Raw genomic sequence first — 16,144 nt, forward strand, 5'->3', positions numbered from 1 at the left:
TAATTTGGATAAAGAACTACAACAGATTGCAAGTGAAGTAGAAGGGCTTTCGGAAAAGCTGACCGCCCTTAAAAAAGAAATCGGCAAAGTAATTATTGGTCAAGAAGAGACCGTTTCCCAATTGCTCATCACATTTCTTGCAGGCGGCCACGCCTTGCTCGAAGGTGTGCCAGGACTTGCTAAAACATTGATGATCCGAACGCTCTCCAACGCCATCGACTTAAAGTTTAAACGGATACAGTTTACCCCCGATTTAATGCCATCGGATATTATCGGAACAGAAATTTTGGAAGAGGACCATAGCACGGGCAAAAAGTTCTTCAAATTTAACAAAGGGCCTATCTTCTCTAACATCATTTTGGCGGATGAGATCAACCGAACACCACCAAAAACGCAGGCGGCACTTTTGGAGGCCATGCAGGAGTTCGAGGTGACTTATGGGGACAAAACGTATTCCTTGGACAAGCCATTTTTCATTTTGGCTACGCAAAACCCCATTGAACAATCGGGAACTTTTGTGTTGCCGGAAGCACAGCAGGATAGATTCTTGTTGTACATCAAAATAGGATATCCAACGGACGAAGAAGAAACACAAATTTTAAAGGCCACTACGGGAACCAAAAAAGCCCAATTGAATAAGGTATTGTCAGGAGACGATATCGTGAGATTGCAACAACTGGTTCGAGAAGTTTCTATCAGCGATGGGTTGATTCAATATGTAAGTGATGTAATCCGTGCCACACGACCCGATACGACTTCCGTGGACTACGTGAAACAGTGGGTGGATTGGGGCGCAGGCCCACGTGCAGGTCAGGCAATGATTTTGACCGCGAAGGCGAATGCACTTTTGGAAGGTAGATTGGCCGTTACGCTGGAAGATTTACAAAAAGTAGTCTTACCTGTATTGCGGCACAGGGTACTCGTAAACTTTAGGGCCGATGCCGAAGGAATCACCTCGGATACGGTCACAAAAGAAATACTGAAAGCAGTTCAATTAAGGGATAAATAATGGCATCAAGGGACTACCACGACCTTTTAAAACCTGAAGTCATCAATACCGTATCGGGCCTTAGCCTGATCTCGCGTATTGTGGTGGAAGGATACACTTCCGGTCTGAACCGGAGCAAAAGTGTGGGGCCCGGAATGGAATTCAGTCAATACCGTGGTTATGAACCTGGGGACGACCTACGATTGCTAGATTGGAAGATGTTGGCCCGTTCAGGTCGCTATTACATCAAACAATCCGAAGTGGAAAGTCACGTTACCGTGAAATTTATCGTGGATGCAAGTGCTTCCATGGATCACAAAGAAGATGGCATTTCCAAATTGGAATTTGCTCGGATAATGGTGGCTTGTTTGTCACATATGGCTCAAAAACAAGGCGATTCCGTAGGGCTTTTTGCACTCAATGAAGATGATTTTGTGAGTATCTACCCCAAAGCGGATAAGAAACATTTCAACCGTTTGCTGTTGGAGTTGTTGAGGATTTCCACCAAGGGGAAATGGCCCGAACTCTCCATTGCATCGAGAAGAATCCACAATAGGGGAGAAAAGGAGCTGGTATTTTTCCTGACGGATATGTACGAAGATGTTTCCGAACTGTCCGATTTTGTAAAAAGCCTGAAGACTGCCAAAAATGAGGTCGTTGTTCTTCAAATTATGTCTGGAAAAGAAATGGATTTTGATTATAAAAAGTCCGTCACTTTTGAAGATTTGGAAACTGGAGCCAAGGTCAAAGTGGATGTAAACAAGGCCAAAACAGCCTATTTAAAAGCTTTGGACGAAAAAGTAAATCAAACCAAAGAGCAATTGCTATCCCAAGGAGTATATTATCATCTGTTTAGAATGGACAATGACTTGGGAGATGCTTTACAATTATTTTTAAAAGAACGAATACGATTAGTGTAAATGGTTTTTGCGAATCCGTCATATCTCTGGGCACTTTTGGGACTTTTGGTTCCCTTGGCTATCCATTTGTGGAGTAAAAAGGAGGCGAAGACCATAAAAATTGGAAGTATCCAGTTGTTGGACGAATCCAATTCGCGGCAATCCAGTAGTATTCAATTGAACGAATGGTTGTTGCTATTGTTACGAATGTTGATTATTGCTTTGATTGTTTTATTGATGGCAGGCCCACAATGGCGCACCAAAGGCAATCAAAAACAAATAACCTATCTGGTGGAATCGTCTATTGCCAATGAAGCATCCATCAGCTCTGTTTTGGATAGCTTACAAGAGGATTCCCCTGTTTTTCTTTTGAAAAATGGATTTCCTGAATGGGAAGTTGATGCCGATTATCAATCGGACAAGGAACAGCCCAACTATTGGCAATTGGTTCAAAAAATGGATTCGTTGCGTTCGGATAGTATTGTGGTTTTCACAAAAGCACTGGTCAAAGGAATCAAATCGATGCGGCCCAATACCCAAAAGAAAATCCATTGGGTGGTTATGGAATCAGAAGAAGCTAAAGATAGACCCTTATTGGCTTTTAATCGTGAATCAGGAGTTGAATTGATAACCGTTTCAAGCAGTGGTAGAGCGACCAAATTCAATAAAGAAGCATTGGAGGAGGGCTTTGAAATCACCAACGATAGCCTCCGTTTACTTTCCGATGAACCTATCACCGTTCCCTTAAATACATTGGATACAATTCAAATCAATTTGTATGTGGCGGACGATTTTGAACGCGAAGGAAAATATATGGAGGCGTCTTTTAGGGCATTATCGGCATTTTTGAAGCGTGAAATTGTTGTTCACAAAGAAGATGAACCGACGAGTGATCAAGCTAATTTGAACATTTGGTTGAGCAATGAACCTAAGTATAATTTAGAGGGTAAATGGTTGGTGTATCAAGAAAATCCTTTGGCAAAACAATTGATTGAATTATCCCCTCTGGAAAACTTATTTTATCTAACATCAAGATTGAACCCCAAAAACACGGTCGACCAACACTTGCCCGAACAGTTACTCACCATTTTAGGGCTGGACAATGATTTAAAAGCTGTGGTAACCAATGTGGATGCAAGACAATTGGACGAAGCTGAACTTAAACCCAATTATGTGGAACCAAAACGAAAAAGGGAACGGGCAACTTTACTTGATATTTCCCTCTGGGTATTCTGCTTTCTGGCTATGCTAATGATCGTTGAACGTTTGCTATCAAACTATAAAAAACAATGATGGGAGCAGGGGCGATAGAACAATTTCAGAAACGATGGCAGCAATTCAAATATGTGGAAGGATTGCTCTATGCTGTTGGATTTGGTGGTTTTGTGTACCTGTTGACCCATAATATTTTCTATGGAATTCTTGGTTTGCTAATGGCATCGGGAATTACCTTTTGGATTTTAAAACCTTGGAAAATAAGTTCGGAAAATGCCGTAGGCTATATTGATGCGCACTTACCCGAAGCGGGATTTAGTAGTGGACTATTATTGTCACCAACCCATGAACTTTCCGATCTGTCCAAATTGCAGCAATATCGGGTGGCCACGCAATTGGAACCTGTTTTGTCCAAATTGAGACCGCCCCACAACCTATTAAAGGCGGCTCTTGTGATGTTTGGATTGATACTGTTGGGACTTGCCGGCAGATTTGTACTGACCAAGTTTGGAAATCCATCGGGAGGAGATTCATCAAATACCGAACAAATCACTTTTGCTCCGAAAGATACTTTGTCCACTACTGCTGAAATCCCAGAATTGATAGCGACCAATATCACGATTGCATATCCAGCATATACAAGAAAAAGGACGTTGAACACTTCGGCTCCCAACATTAAAGCTGTGGAAGGTTCAAGAGTCACCTGGAATCTTGAATTCGATGGTGATGTGCAAGAGGTGGAGATGGATTTGATGGGCGAGCGCATCGGTTTTACAAAAACACAAGAATCATATCGATTGACCAAAAAACTAGAGGCTTCAGGCTTTTACAGTTTCACTTTTAAAGATGATAGTGGGAATGACTACGTAAGCGATTTGTATTCCATGGAAATGGTGACCGATGAACCACCAATGGTTCAAATTGAAGGCTTGGACAACTATACCTATTTTGAGTTTGATGATGATAAACGTTTGATGCTCAACACCAACATTTCTGATGATTTTGGAATTGATGATACCTACATTATTGCAACAGTGAGCAAAGGCTCTGGTGAATCGGTTAAATTTCGAGAGGAAACCGTCCGTTTTGATGCGGCTATTCCCAAAGGGAATAAACGAACCCAATTACAGCAAGCTTTGGATTTGGATGCCCTTAAAATGGACCCGGGGGATGAACTCTATTTTTATGTGGAGGCGCTGGATCAAAAAACACCAACACAGAACATTGGACGTAGCGAGACCTATTTCGCTGTAATCCGAGATACGGTATCCGATGCTTTTGTGGTAGAGGGGAACTTGGGCGTGGATTTAATGCCCGACTATTTTAGGAGCCAACGCCAATTGATCATCGATACAGAAAAACTCATTGCGGACAAACCAAATACTTCTGAAAAAGATTTCAAGTCTAGGAGCAACGAATTAGGTTTTGATCAAAAACAATTGCGTTTAAAGTATGGACAGTTTATGGGAGATGAGACCGAAATGCAAGCAGCACCAGGGCAAGTTTCTTCAACTGAAGCAGAAGGAGATGGCCATGCGGGTGAGGAAGGCGAAGACCTTTTGGATGAATACAGTCACAGGCACGATAGCGATAACGAACACAATTTGGTCCAGGAGCAAGAACACGGTCACGAGAATGGGGAAGAAGAGGAAGACCCCCTGCACGATTATTTGCACAACCATTCGGACCCGGAAGCGTCGACCCTGTTCGAAAAATCATTGAAGGCAAAGCTTCGGGATGCGTTGAACATTATGTGGGATGCTGAACTCCATTTACGACTTTACGAACCTGAAAAATCATTGCCGTACCAATATGACGCCCTTAAAATAATTCAAGACATAAAAAACAGTGTGCGAATTTATGTGCATCGCATCGGTTTTGACCCACCGCCCATTAAAGAGGAAAGTAGGTTGAGCGGGGATATTGGGGATATTACCAATTTTGATAAAAAGGAAGCGTTTGAATATCAAATGCCCTTTACTTCAACGAGGGAAACCATTGCTCGTTTGGAACGTTTGATTTTAGGTGAAAAGCAGTTTGATGACCGCGATAGTGCCCTTTTTATTGACGCAGGAAATGAACTGGCGCCAAAAGCAATTTCCGAACCGCTCAAATATTTAAAAGTACTTCAGGGTTTACGAGATCTTGAAAAAGTTGCAAATAGAAACAAAGAAAACTTTAAAGCGGTTCAAAAAAACCTATTGGAAGTACTTCCCGAGGTAGCGGACAATCCGATGAAAAGGGCCGAATACCAAGACGAAATCAATCTATTGTATCTAAAGGAATTGGGAGTTTATGAGTGATGGGGCGATGTTTATGAACCAAAATCTTTTGTGGCCCGTGATTTTGATCGGTCTGGTACTATGGGCGGTTTTTATCTTGAAAGAATGGTCGCAACGAAAAGAGCAAAGGTTTTGGGTAAAATTGATTACAGCGTTTTTGGCGATTGCCTCATTGGCGATAATCGTACTGAAGCCGAGTACTTGGCAAAAATCAACCAACGGAAAAGGCGTTGTTTTGACCGAAGGATATCGACCTACTCAGTTGGATAGTTTAAAATCAATTTACAAACGCATACAAACCGAAGCGTATTCCAAAGGAAGAACATTGTCCATTGTGGAAGATGTGGACTCTTTGTTTGTTCTTGGTCATGGTTTGGCACCTTTTGATTTTTGGCAGGTGAAGGATGAATACGTTGCCTTTTTGGGCGGTGAAGCGGTGGCAGGATGGACGGATATTTCGTATAAAACCGAAATTCCACTGGGCGAAGTTTTATCCGTTAATGCCAAATATTCCCAACCAAAAGAGGGGCATTGGGCCATTTTGACCGATAATGGGGGCAATCCCTTGGATTCAGTGCTTTTAAGAGAAGCGAAGGGGCAGCGAGTAACACTTAAGGCCAATCCTAAAGCAAGCGGACAGTTTGTTTACCATCTTTTGGAGAAAAATGACAAAGGCATATTATCCGATGAGCCACTGCCCGTTCAAATAGTGGAGAGGAAGCCCTTAAAGATTTTGATGGTCAATACGTTTCCCACTTTTGAGACGAAATACCTTAAAAATTTCTTGACAGAGAATGGACATGAGGTGCTGGCTCGGACACAGCTTACCAAAGGTAAATACAAGTTTGAATATTTTAATGGGGCATCGAATCCCATTTATGGTTTTACCGAGGAGCATTTGAAAGATTTTGACCTTTTGATCATTGATACAGACTCCTACACGGGGCTTGGAAGTGCCTCAAAAGCGGCAATGGAGAAGGTTGCCAAAAGTAATGGACTTGGTATTTTTGTCCAACCCAGTGAAAGTTTGTTCCGGCTTTCCGTAAATCACTTGCCATTGCGGTTCAATCGTGATTTTATTACTGAGATTTCTTTGGGTGAACCAGCGCAAACCCTTCAAAAATATCCGTATAATTTTCAACAGGATGTTCCGGCACAAGAAATTTTGGTGGACTCTTTGGCGGTAGCGACCTCTGTTCCCGTGGAAAAAGGTAAAATGGGCACTACGGTGCTTCAAAACACCTATCAGTTGGTTTTGGATGGAAAGGAGGAGCTTTATGCCCGTATCTGGACTCAAATTCTTGATGAAATAGTAAGGGAACAGCATACGGTAGTGGAATGGAAAGCTGTAACCCAAACCCCAAGACTAGACGAACCTTTCGAGTTTGAATTGCGAACCTCGTTAAACAGTTTTGAGGTCAAAACCGATGAAGGGGCATATATTCCCTTGCTTCAAGATGGTTTGGTGTCCAATAAATGGACCGGAATTGCATATCCGCGAAAAAGGGGATGGAACCAACTTGAGGTTTCCAAAGATACCATAGCTCATTATTCATACTACGTTTTTGATGAAGACCAACGTGGATATGTTACAAGGTCAGAAACCTTGGAAGCCAACCTTCGCGAATTTGGCACTCAAAACAATTTTAGCACTTCTGTTTCAACATCAAAAAAAGCCTTGAGACCAATTTCATCAGTATGGTTTTATGGTGTGCTTCTTTTGTGTTTGGGTTGGTTATGGTTGGAGCCTAAGCTGTTTAACTAGGGTTTTTAAAGCTACATTCAAGGTGGTTGCAAGAACAAGGTTGTACTTAGTATAATTTCTATTTATAAGTATATTCATTTGGCTCAATATGGATGAGTACATGTCCTAGATTGGGAATTTCTTTTCGTAAATAATCTTTTAGATTATGAGCGATCCAATGGCCTTTTTCCACAGAAATTCTCCCATCTACAATAGCATGAAGATCTACATGGTATCTCATCCCGGACTTGCGGATAAAACATTTTTCGGTTCCTAAAACTCCATCTACTTGCGAAGATTTTTTCCGGATCTCTAAAATTAGTTCATCATATTGGTGCTCGTCCATGATCTCACCGAGTGCGGGACGAAATATCAAATAACTATTGTAAAGGATAAAGACTGATGCCAGAAGGGCGGCCCAATCATCTGCTGTTTCATAGCCCTCGCCAAATAGAAGCGCAATGGAAATCCCCAAAAATGCCATTACGGAGGTTATCGCATCGCTCCTATGGTGCCAGGCATCTGCCCGCAACGAGGAACTTTGGGTTTGTTTACTTTTTCTGATGACTACTTGAAATGAAATTTCCTTCCAAAGAATAATACCGCCCAAAACAATCAACGTCCAAGGTTCTGGAACTTTGTGCGGGGTTTGAATATGCTGGATACTTTCGTATGCAATGATTGTTGCGGATGTTACCAAAAAAGCAACAACAATAAATGTGACCAGGGGTTCTATTTTTCCATGCCCGTAAGGATGGTTCTCATCTGGTGGTTTTTCGGCATATTTGAAGCCGAGCAAAACCAAAAAGGACGAAAAAATATCGGTGGTGGATTCTATGGCGTCAGCAATTAGCGCATAGGAATTCCCAAAATATCCGGCCAAACCTTTTATCAAGGCCAACCCTATATTACCAAAAATACTAAAATAAGTAGTTCGTATGGCGGTTTTTTCGTTGCTCATATCATTTTTCGGTCAGATGCTGCTAAGATCGTGAATACAGATTAAAGCTGTGGTCAAAAAAATCCCCGACACTTGATAAGTTTTAAGGTCGGGGATTCTAAATAAAACAGAATGATCAGGTGTACTTAACAATTATGATATTGCAGCTTGTGCAGCTGCCACCCTAGCAATAGGAACTCTAAATGGAGAACAGCTTACATAGTTCATCCCTACTTTTTGGAAGAAGGCTATGGAACTTGGTTCCCCTCCATGTTCCCCACAGATGCCAACTTTAAGGTTGGATTGTGTTTCACGACCTCGTTTGGTGCCCAATTCCACTAATCTACCCACACCTTCTTGGTCCAATACCTCAAAAGGGTCCGCTTTCAAGATGCCTTTTTCAAGGTAGGTAGGTAAGAATTTCCCTGAATCGTCCCGGGAATATCCAAAGGTCATTTGGGTAAGGTCGTTGGTTCCGAAAGAGAAGAAATCCGCATTTTCTGCAATTTTATCGGCTATCAATATGGCCCTTGGGATTTCCATCATGGTACCTACGGAATACTCCACGGTGTCCTTGCGTTTTTTAAAGACCTCTTGGGCAGTCGCATCAATAATTGCTTTTTGTTGCACAAACTCTTCAACGGTTCCTACCAATGGAACCATTATTTCAGGTTTTACATGGATACCATCTTTTTTTACACTGAGCACAGCTTCCAAAATGGCCTGTGTCTGCATTTCGGTGATTTCGGGATAGGTGTTCCCCAATCTGCATCCACGGTGTCCCATCATCGGGTTGAACTCTTCCAGTTCGGCCACTTTACTTTTTACGGCGGCCAAAGAAATATGCAGCTCTTCGGCCAACTCTTTTTGGGTGGCCAATTGGTGGGGTACGAATTCATGCAAAGGTGGGTCCAGTAGCCTAATTGTTACAGGGAGTCCTTCCATGGCCCTAAAAATTCCTTCAAAGTCGTTTCGCTGCATGGGAAGAAGCTCCTTTAATGCCTGTTTACGGCCTTTTACGGTATCGGCCAAAATCATTTCCCGCATAGCTTTGATGCGGTCCACCTCAAAGAACATGTGCTCGGTACGGGTCAAACCAATGCCTTTTGCCCCAAAATTACGTGCTATCAGAGCATCCTTTGGAGTATCGGCATTTGTTCTTACCTCCATGGTGGCGTAGTTATCGGATAGTTCCATCAACTCTGCAAATTCGCCACTCAATTCCGGTTCCTTGGTGCCAACCTTACCTTCCAAAATGTTACCTGTTGAGCCATTGATGGAAATCCAATCCCCTTCATGGTACTCATGGCCATTAACTTTAAGGGTTCGGGTTTTGTAGTTGATCTTTAAAGCGCCGGCCCCGGAAACACAGCATTTACCTATACCTCTGGCCACAACCGCGGCATGCGATGTCATTCCTCCGCGGGCAGTAACAATCGCCTTGGCAATGTTCATTCCCTCTACATCTTCTGGAGAGGTTTCCACTCGCACTAGAATACTGTTTTTAAACTTATCGGCCTCATCGGCAAAGAAAACGATCTGACCGGTAGCCGCACCCGGTGATGCCGGCAAACCTTGTGCAATTACTTCGGCTTCTTCCAAGGCTTTGGGATCAAAGACAGGATGTAAAAGTTCGTTTAGTTTGTTGGGCTCTATGCGCAATAGGGCTTTTTTTTCATCGATCAGCCCTTCTTTGAGCAAGTCCATGGCGATTTTTACCATGGCGGCACCGGTACGCTTACCATTACGGGTCTGCAAAATCCAGAGTTTACCCTGTTGAATGGTAAATTCCATGTCCTGCATGTCTTGGTAATGCGTTTCCAGTTTGTTCTGGTATTCGAACAGTTCCTTATAAATGTTGGGCATCAACTCTTCCAAAGATGGATAGCTTTCCTTGCGTTCTTCCTCATCTATTTGAGCCAGTTTGGCCCAACGTTGTGATCCCAACAATGTAATTTGCTGAGGGGTACGAACTCCGGCAACCACATCTTCCCCTTGTGCGTTAATAAGGTATTCCCCATTGAACACATTTTCACCGGTTCCGGCATCCCTGGTAAAGCAAACCCCGGTTCCGGAATCCTCCCCCATGTTACCGAAGACCATGGCCTGCACATTTACAGCGGTGCCCCAATCTTCGGGATAACCGTGCATTTTTCGATAATAGAGGGCGCGGTCGCCGTTCCAGCTATCGAATACCGCGGTAATGGCACCCCAAAGCTGGTCCCATGGATTGGTCGGGAAGGGTTTCCCCGTTCTTTTTTTTACGATTTCCTTAAAGTCATACACTAAATCCTGAAGGTCTTGAACGGTAAACTGGGTGTCCTGCTCAATTCTTCGCTTGTCCTTTAAATGATCTATGATTTCTTCAAAGGGGTCAAGGTCGTCCTTGGATTCTGGTTTGAGACCCATTACCACGCTACTGTACATTTGAATGAAACGACGGTAGGAATCCCAGGCAAATCGCTCGTTGCCCGTCATTTTAATGACACCTTTAATGGATTCATCATTCAGACCCAGGTTGAGGACGGTATCCATCATGCCGGGCATGGAGACCCTTGCCCCGGAACGTACTGAAATCAATAGTGGGTTTTCATCATCGCCAAAAATGGTTCCCATGGTTTCCTCAATACGGGTTATGGCAGCCCGAACCTCGGGTTCAATACGATTTATTACGGCGTCTTTGCCCTCTTCGTTGTATTGCGTACAAACTTCTGTTGTTATAGTAAAACCGGGAGGTACAGGAATACCGATACGGCTCATTTCGGCCAAGTTGGCCCCTTTGCCACCGAGCAGTTCCTTCATATCGCGACCGCCATCAGCCTTTTTGTTACCGAAGGAATATACGCTGAGTTGGTTTGCTGTGAGTGTTTCCATCTTTTTATCTATTAAGAGATTGATAAATGCTAAAATCCATATGTAAAATTAGCTGCTTCTTGATCTTCAGAACATGATAAAAATCAGGGTTTTACCCCTTACAGTTGTTTAAACCTTGATTTTGTCTTTTTAAAAAGTGATTGATTAAGTACGATGGATAGCAAGTAGATTTTTTAAAAAAACTTGGAACAAATGATATTGGTACATGAGAAAAAGCCAACGTATGAAAAAAATATTTGATGGTTAAATGTTAAAAATCAGGTGTTTAGGAAAAAACTGACAAATATCATCTTTTAAGAATTTTCCGTAAAGGATCTTTGACCCAACAAAAAACAAGAACTATGCAATACCATACAACACACCGACAGTCGCTTTTAAAAGCAGCAATCCTTTGGATAACATTTGCCCTTGTACCACTTGCACTTTCCGCACAAAACTTTAAGCTCAACAATGCTGAAGGGGAAGTTATGGTAACAGGAACTTCGACCCTTCATGATTGGGAAGAGGTGGCAGAACAAAAATCAGGTTCAATTACATTGGACAATACAGGAGAGCTTCCAAAAATCAACGCTTTAAAGTTTACGGTTGAAGCCGAGAGCCTAAAGAGTGGAAAGGGAGCCATGGACAAGAATACTTACAAAGCACTCGAAACCAAAAAATACAAACAAATTGTATTTGAGTTGAAAAGTGTGAAAAGTGTTTCGCCGATCACCGCTACCTCTGATAGATACAAGGTGGTCGCCACGGGCAACCTTACCATTGCGGGAAGCACCAATACCATTGATTTGCCCTTTAATCTAACGATTAAGGATGATAGGGTGCTGCTCGAAGGCAAGAAACCTTTAAAAATGACAGATTACAACATAGAACCCCCCAAGGCACTTTTGGGTACCATTACCACAGGTGATGAGATCGAGGTTCTCTTTAACACCGTTTGGAAATAATTAAATCGTAATACTCAACTAATAAATTTAACGTAATGAAAAAATACACAAAATTCGGATTATTGGGCGCTGCATTTCTTGTAGGGCTTATGGGATATTCCCAAAATCGTCAACTGGACAATTTCCGCTCGCCGGACAAAAATGGAGTAAATGTTTTTGAAGCTCCAAAAGATACTGTAAGTACCTTTGATGGGGTAAAAGTAAGAGTGGGTGGATCATCTACTTTACAGTTCCAAGCAGTAGATCATGAAAACTCGGGGGCCGTAGAGCTTATCCCGATAGGGGACAACTTTAACCTGGCAACCGCAAACTTGGATTTGGATGTGGCCTTGGCCAAAGGTGTGAGAATGCACTTGAGAACTTACTTGTCATCCCGTCACCACCCAGAACCTTATGTAAAGGGAGGGTATTTCCAAGTGGACAACTTGGATTTCATTAGCCCTGGACTTTTGGAAGAAGCCATGAAGTACCTGACCATAAAAGTGGGACACATGGAAAACAACTATGGTGATGCCCATTTTAGGAGAACCGACAACTCGCAAGCCATGCACAACCCATTTGTTGGTAACTTGATCATGGATGCGTTTACCACAGAGGTTGGTGGAGAAGTTTACTTCCAAAAAAATGGATTCATAGGTATGTTCGGGCTTTCCAACGGTAAATTGAACCAAGCAGTGAACAATCCAGAAACCACAGGAGCCTCAATATTGGCCAAATTGGGATACGATAGTCAAGTGACCGAGGATTTGAGACTTAGGTTTACCGGTTCCATGTACAGCACAAACAAATCCGCCAGAACATATCTTTATAGTGCCGATAGGGCAGGGTCTAGATACTATTTGGTGATGGAGGATGTTGACGCTTCTACATCGGGCAATTTTAGATCGGGCAGATACAATCCAGGTTTCAACAACGAAATCACTGCCTTTATGATCAACCCGTTTGTAAAATATAAAGGATTGGAGTTTTTTGGAACCTTTGAAAGTGCTTCTGGAAAAACTGATGCTGAAACCGATGATAGAAATGCTACGCAATTGGCAGGTGAGTTGATCTACCGATTCGGCAACAATGAAAATTTCTACTTGGGAACTCGATACAATACTGTAAATTCAGACGACCCATCAGGATCGGAAGTAACGATAGATAGATTCCAACTTGGAGGTGGTATATTCTTGACCAAGAACATTTTGGCCAAAATAGAGTATGTAAACCAACAATATGATGGATACGATACCACAAGTATCTTCCACGATGGTGAGTTTAAAGGGGTTTTATTGGAAGCTGTAATCAGTTTCTAGACCATCATTGATCTTTAACAAGGCCTAGGACAGCAATGCCCTAGGTCTTACATCTTAAAATCATTATATTTAGGTTTCATGTTGACCTCAATCCCACATATCACAAAAACCCTGTTGTTAGGATTGTTTTTTATATCCTGGTTCAACTTTAACGACCCGGAACGGGAAACCAAAGTAAGGGTAGAGCCAGAGAGTGAGGTTGTGATTGCCGGTACCACCAACGTTAATAATTTTACCTGCAAGTATAATTTACAGGAGTTGGAGATGCCCATTCGTTTGATCTATGATGAAAAGTCCGAGCAAATTCTTTTTAAAAACGCAGAACTTACATTGATCAACGATTGTTTTGATTGTGGGGGCAAGGCCATTAATAGAGACTTTCAGGAATTGCTCAAAACAGAACGGCACCCACAAGTGGGACTAAAACTTCTCTATGTGGAACCCCCATCACCAAATCAAAGTATGGTGGATGTTGGTGTCGAAATTAAGATTGCCGGTGTTTCCCGAAAGTACCAGACACTACTTAATTGTGAACAGGCAAAGGATATATGTGTCAACGGAACGTTGGAACTCAAGCTCAGCGATTTTGACTTGGAACCCCCAAAGAAAATGCTTGGCATGATTAAGGTTGATGATGAAATAAAAGTCCATTTAACATTGCAGTTGAGTGAGATTTGATTATTGATCACTTGTTGCATAAAAAATCCGTTGGAATGTATATATCTAACGGATTTTTTGTTTTTTGACACATTTCATAAAACCTTTAATCAGTATCTTGTGTACCACATTTGAAACTGAAATTAACTACAAACAATACCAATGGACAGAATTTTATCATTAAAAGGGATTTTTACCCTCGCCTTTACACTATTTTCAATTACATTTTATGCTCAAGACAGTTTTGGCGGACTCGCATTATATACCGTGCGTGAAAACATGGGAGAAGATGCAAAGGCTACTTTACAAAAGGTGGCGGATGCAGGTTATGCCTATATTGAAGCGGCTGATTACAAAGACGGAAAATTTTATGGTATGGAGCCACAAGCATTTAAAGCCTACGCGGAGAGTTTGGGGCTGGACCCGGTAAGTGCACACATGGGTAGTGTAACTTTGGATAATGCAGATCAGCAAATTGCTGACACCAAGGCCGCGGGATTTGAATATTTCACGATTCCAGTGCCTCCGATGGGCATGTTCACTTTTGATCCAAAGAACAGAACCATGGGCATGAAAGGCACTATGAAAGAGTTTGCTGATATTCTCACAACATTGGGAGAAAAATGTGAAGCAGCTGGATTGAAACTATTGTACCACAATCACGATTTTGAATTCAAGGACAATGAAGAAGGAGTAAAACCAATAGTTTATTTGCTGGAAAATACCAATCCAAAATATGTAAATTTCCAAATGGACTTATACTGGGTTACTAGAGCTGGAGCAGACCCGGTCGATTACTTTGAGGAATATCCAGGAAGATTTAAGTTATGGCACGTGAAGGACATGGACGAGGAAGGAAAATTTGCACCCGTAGGAGAGGGCACCATTGACTTTAAAAGAATTTTGGGAGAAAAAGGAACTTCTGGAATGATAAAATACTTTGTTGAACAGGATATGACCTGGGACAAGAAACCTTTGGAAGTCATTAAGATTAGCCATAAAGGCTTGAAAGAGATAGGTTTTAAGTAAAAATTAATGTAACCGTTTTGAATGTCTTTTCATAAAAGTGATAAGAAATTAAAAAAATATTTTTTACAATCGGTTACATTAGTATCTTTGCACCCGCAAAGTTTGGTCGCGTAGCTCAGCTGGATAGAGCATCTGCCTTCTAAGCAGACGGTCGAAGGTTCGAATCCTTCCGCGATCACCAGTAAATAAAGGGCCTTGGAAAGTTTTACTTTCCAAGGCCTATTTTTTTGCAAACAATTTGCAAACACGTCGTTTTTTAAGAAAATTTAACTCAATATCAATCTATTTGTTAAATATTGAATCCATTTATATTGTTTTATTCATTAGTTCCATTCTTCTATCATAGAAACGATCAGACTTCTTTTTGAGACATTTTAATTAGATATAGCACATTCTGTATAAGGAAACTAAAATCATTAGGAGAATATTACAAATAGCTGCTTGCTAGCTCTGGATTTTCTTTTTTAAATTATGGAGAGATGTTTTATTCGGGGATGGGAATGAAAACTGCCTTATCTCAATCTGTAAAAACGGGCATGTTGTACCACTCTCGTTGGAAAAAATGGGCACCGCACAACAACGGTAAGCCCTAGCGTACAAATCTCTGTGACAAAATATTGGATGGTTCACATTTGCCGTTTTCGGTGGTTTCTGTTATCCGTCCAAGCCAGTTACATCCTCAATCTCATAAACAATTCATGGGTATTGTTGTCCAACCCGTCAATGGGGTTTTGGATGGAGGTCTCATAGGCATAGCCCAGATTGAAGCCGTTGCTGATGTTGAAGAGGAACAGCCCGCTGACGCTTTCATCGTACCTGTAGCTGGCCCCGAACTCAAAGCGTTCCCCTAAGTCCAGGATGCCGGTCAGTTCCACCGAAATGGGGGAGGCATCCACGTAGCGCAACATCCCCATGGTCTTCAGGTCCAAGGTTTTGCCCAAGAGAAAGGTATACCCCCCGCTGAGGTAGGCGTGCATGCGGTCGGTCCCCAAATAGGCATTTCCATCGCGTTCCTGCAAGCGATCCGGGGTCAGCAGCTTGGGAGCGGACAGGGATGCAAAATACCTATCGTGCTTCAAATAGACCCCGGCCCCGACATTGGGGTTGAAACGGCTATCGTAGTCCATCAGGGTGCCATCCTGGCCAACCCCATAGGTGACAAGGCCATTGGTGTTGGCATCATAGGAGTTGGCACTTCCCTTGATCCCGAAGTAGAGCAAATGGTCCGCGTCCAGTTGGATGTTGTACGACACATCGATGGCCATCCATGTCTG

Annotated in this window: 12 protein-coding genes and 1 tRNA gene; 10 read left to right on the forward strand and 3 right to left on the reverse strand. The window is 42.3% G+C overall.

Annotated features, from left to right (window positions below):
* Positions 1 to 4 precede the first annotated feature (4 nt).
* The 5 genes from VM932_RS13245 to VM932_RS13265 are packed head-to-tail and all read left to right on the forward strand — an operon-like array spanning position 5 to position 7,149.
* Positions 5 to 1,009, forward strand: coding sequence for an AAA family ATPase (locus VM932_RS13245; protein WP_326279232.1), 1,005 nt, complete (start codon positions 5 to 7; stop codon positions 1,007 to 1,009).
* Positions 1,009 to 1,908 carry a DUF58 domain-containing protein gene (locus VM932_RS13250; RefSeq protein WP_326279233.1) on the forward strand — a complete coding sequence of 300 codons (900 nt, stop codon included), beginning with the start codon at positions 1,009 to 1,011 and terminating at the stop codon, positions 1,906 to 1,908. The genes VM932_RS13245 and VM932_RS13250 overlap by 1 nt, the downstream gene beginning before the upstream one ends.
* The gene (locus tag VM932_RS13255) at positions 1,909 to 3,180 is read left to right on the forward strand and encodes a BatA domain-containing protein (protein ID WP_326279234.1); all 1,272 of its coding nucleotides are present in this window, start codon (positions 1,909 to 1,911) and stop codon (positions 3,178 to 3,180) included.
* Entirely contained in the window at positions 3,177 to 5,405 is a 2,229-nt protein-coding gene (locus VM932_RS13260; RefSeq protein WP_326279236.1) for a tryptophan-rich sensory protein, read from the forward strand. The genes VM932_RS13255 and VM932_RS13260 overlap by 4 nt, the downstream gene beginning before the upstream one ends.
* Positions 5,398 to 7,149 (forward strand): hypothetical protein, encoded by a 1,752-nt coding sequence (locus VM932_RS13265; RefSeq protein WP_326279237.1) that lies wholly within the window; start codon positions 5,398 to 5,400, stop codon positions 7,147 to 7,149. The genes VM932_RS13260 and VM932_RS13265 overlap by 8 nt, the downstream gene beginning before the upstream one ends.
* A 58-nt stretch (positions 7,150 to 7,207) precedes the next feature.
* Here VM932_RS13265 and VM932_RS13270 read toward each other — a convergent pair whose 3' ends face one another.
* Both VM932_RS13270 and ppdK read right to left on the reverse strand, forming a co-directional pair.
* Complete coding sequence (locus tag VM932_RS13270; RefSeq protein ID WP_326279239.1) at positions 7,208 to 8,089, reverse strand: cation diffusion facilitator family transporter; 882 nt, start codon at positions 8,087 to 8,089, stop codon at positions 7,208 to 7,210.
* A gap of 132 nt (positions 8,090 to 8,221) precedes the next feature.
* Positions 8,222 to 10,942: a pyruvate, phosphate dikinase gene (gene ppdK / locus VM932_RS13275; RefSeq protein WP_326279240.1), complete on the reverse strand. Its 2,721-nt coding sequence runs from the start codon at positions 10,940 to 10,942 to the stop codon at positions 8,222 to 8,224.
* Positions 10,943 to 11,283: 341 nt separating this feature from the next.
* Here ppdK and VM932_RS13280 point away from each other — a divergent pair, with 341 nt between their 5' ends.
* The 5 genes from VM932_RS13280 (at position 11,284) to VM932_RS13300 (ending at position 15,051) form a co-directional block, all read left to right on the forward strand.
* Positions 11,284 to 11,886 (forward strand): YceI family protein, encoded by a 603-nt coding sequence (locus tag VM932_RS13280; RefSeq protein WP_326279241.1) that lies wholly within the window; start codon positions 11,284 to 11,286, stop codon positions 11,884 to 11,886.
* 35 nt (positions 11,887 to 11,921) lie between these two features.
* Positions 11,922 to 13,184 carry a hypothetical protein gene (locus VM932_RS13285; protein ID WP_326279242.1) on the forward strand — a complete coding sequence of 421 codons (1,263 nt, stop codon included), beginning with the start codon at positions 11,922 to 11,924 and terminating at the stop codon, positions 13,182 to 13,184.
* Between the two features lie 123 nt (positions 13,185 to 13,307).
* Positions 13,308 to 13,862, forward strand: a complete 555-nt coding sequence (locus VM932_RS13290) for a YceI family protein (protein WP_326279243.1) — start codon at positions 13,308 to 13,310, stop codon at positions 13,860 to 13,862.
* Between the two features lie 141 nt (positions 13,863 to 14,003).
* Positions 14,004 to 14,870 (forward strand): sugar phosphate isomerase/epimerase family protein, encoded by an 867-nt coding sequence (locus VM932_RS13295; protein WP_326279245.1) that lies wholly within the window; start codon positions 14,004 to 14,006, stop codon positions 14,868 to 14,870.
* A 104-nt stretch (positions 14,871 to 14,974) separates the two neighbouring features.
* Positions 14,975 to 15,051 (forward strand) — tRNA-Arg (locus tag VM932_RS13300).
* Between the two features lie 490 nt (positions 15,052 to 15,541).
* On the opposite strand, the gene VM932_RS13305 is transcribed toward VM932_RS13300, so the two are convergent.
* On the reverse strand, positions 15,542 to 16,144 hold a 603-nt coding region (locus VM932_RS13305), incomplete at its 5' end, for a PorP/SprF family type IX secretion system membrane protein (RefSeq protein WP_326279246.1).

The organism is Flagellimonas halotolerans, assembly GCF_035818535.1.
Taxonomy (GTDB): Bacteria; Bacteroidota; Bacteroidia; order Flavobacteriales; family Flavobacteriaceae; genus Flagellimonas; species Flagellimonas halotolerans.

Bases quoted from the DNA above. Each gene is read 5' to 3' on its own strand.
- VM932_RS13280 (WP_326279241.1), top strand. From the start codon at position 11,284: ATGCAATACCATACAACACACCGACAGTCGCTTTTAAAAGCAGCAATC.
- ppdK (WP_326279240.1), bottom strand. From the start codon at position 10,942: ATGGAAACACTCACAGCAAACCAACTCAGCGTATATTCCTTCGGTAAC.
- VM932_RS13250 (WP_326279233.1), top strand. From the start codon at position 1,009: ATGGCATCAAGGGACTACCACGACCTTTTAAAACCTGAAGTCATCAAT.
- VM932_RS13265 (WP_326279237.1), top strand. From the start codon at position 5,398: ATGAGTGATGGGGCGATGTTTATGAACCAAAATCTTTTGTGGCCCGTG.
- VM932_RS13285 (WP_326279242.1), top strand. From the start codon at position 11,922: ATGAAAAAATACACAAAATTCGGATTATTGGGCGCTGCATTTCTTGTA.
- VM932_RS13270 (WP_326279239.1), bottom strand. From the start codon at position 8,089: ATGAGCAACGAAAAAACCGCCATACGAACTACTTATTTTAGTATTTTT.
- VM932_RS13260 (WP_326279236.1), top strand. From the start codon at position 3,177: ATGATGGGAGCAGGGGCGATAGAACAATTTCAGAAACGATGGCAGCAA.
- VM932_RS13255 (WP_326279234.1), top strand. From the start codon at position 1,909: ATGGTTTTTGCGAATCCGTCATATCTCTGGGCACTTTTGGGACTTTTG.
- VM932_RS13295 (WP_326279245.1), top strand. From the start codon at position 14,004: ATGGACAGAATTTTATCATTAAAAGGGATTTTTACCCTCGCCTTTACA.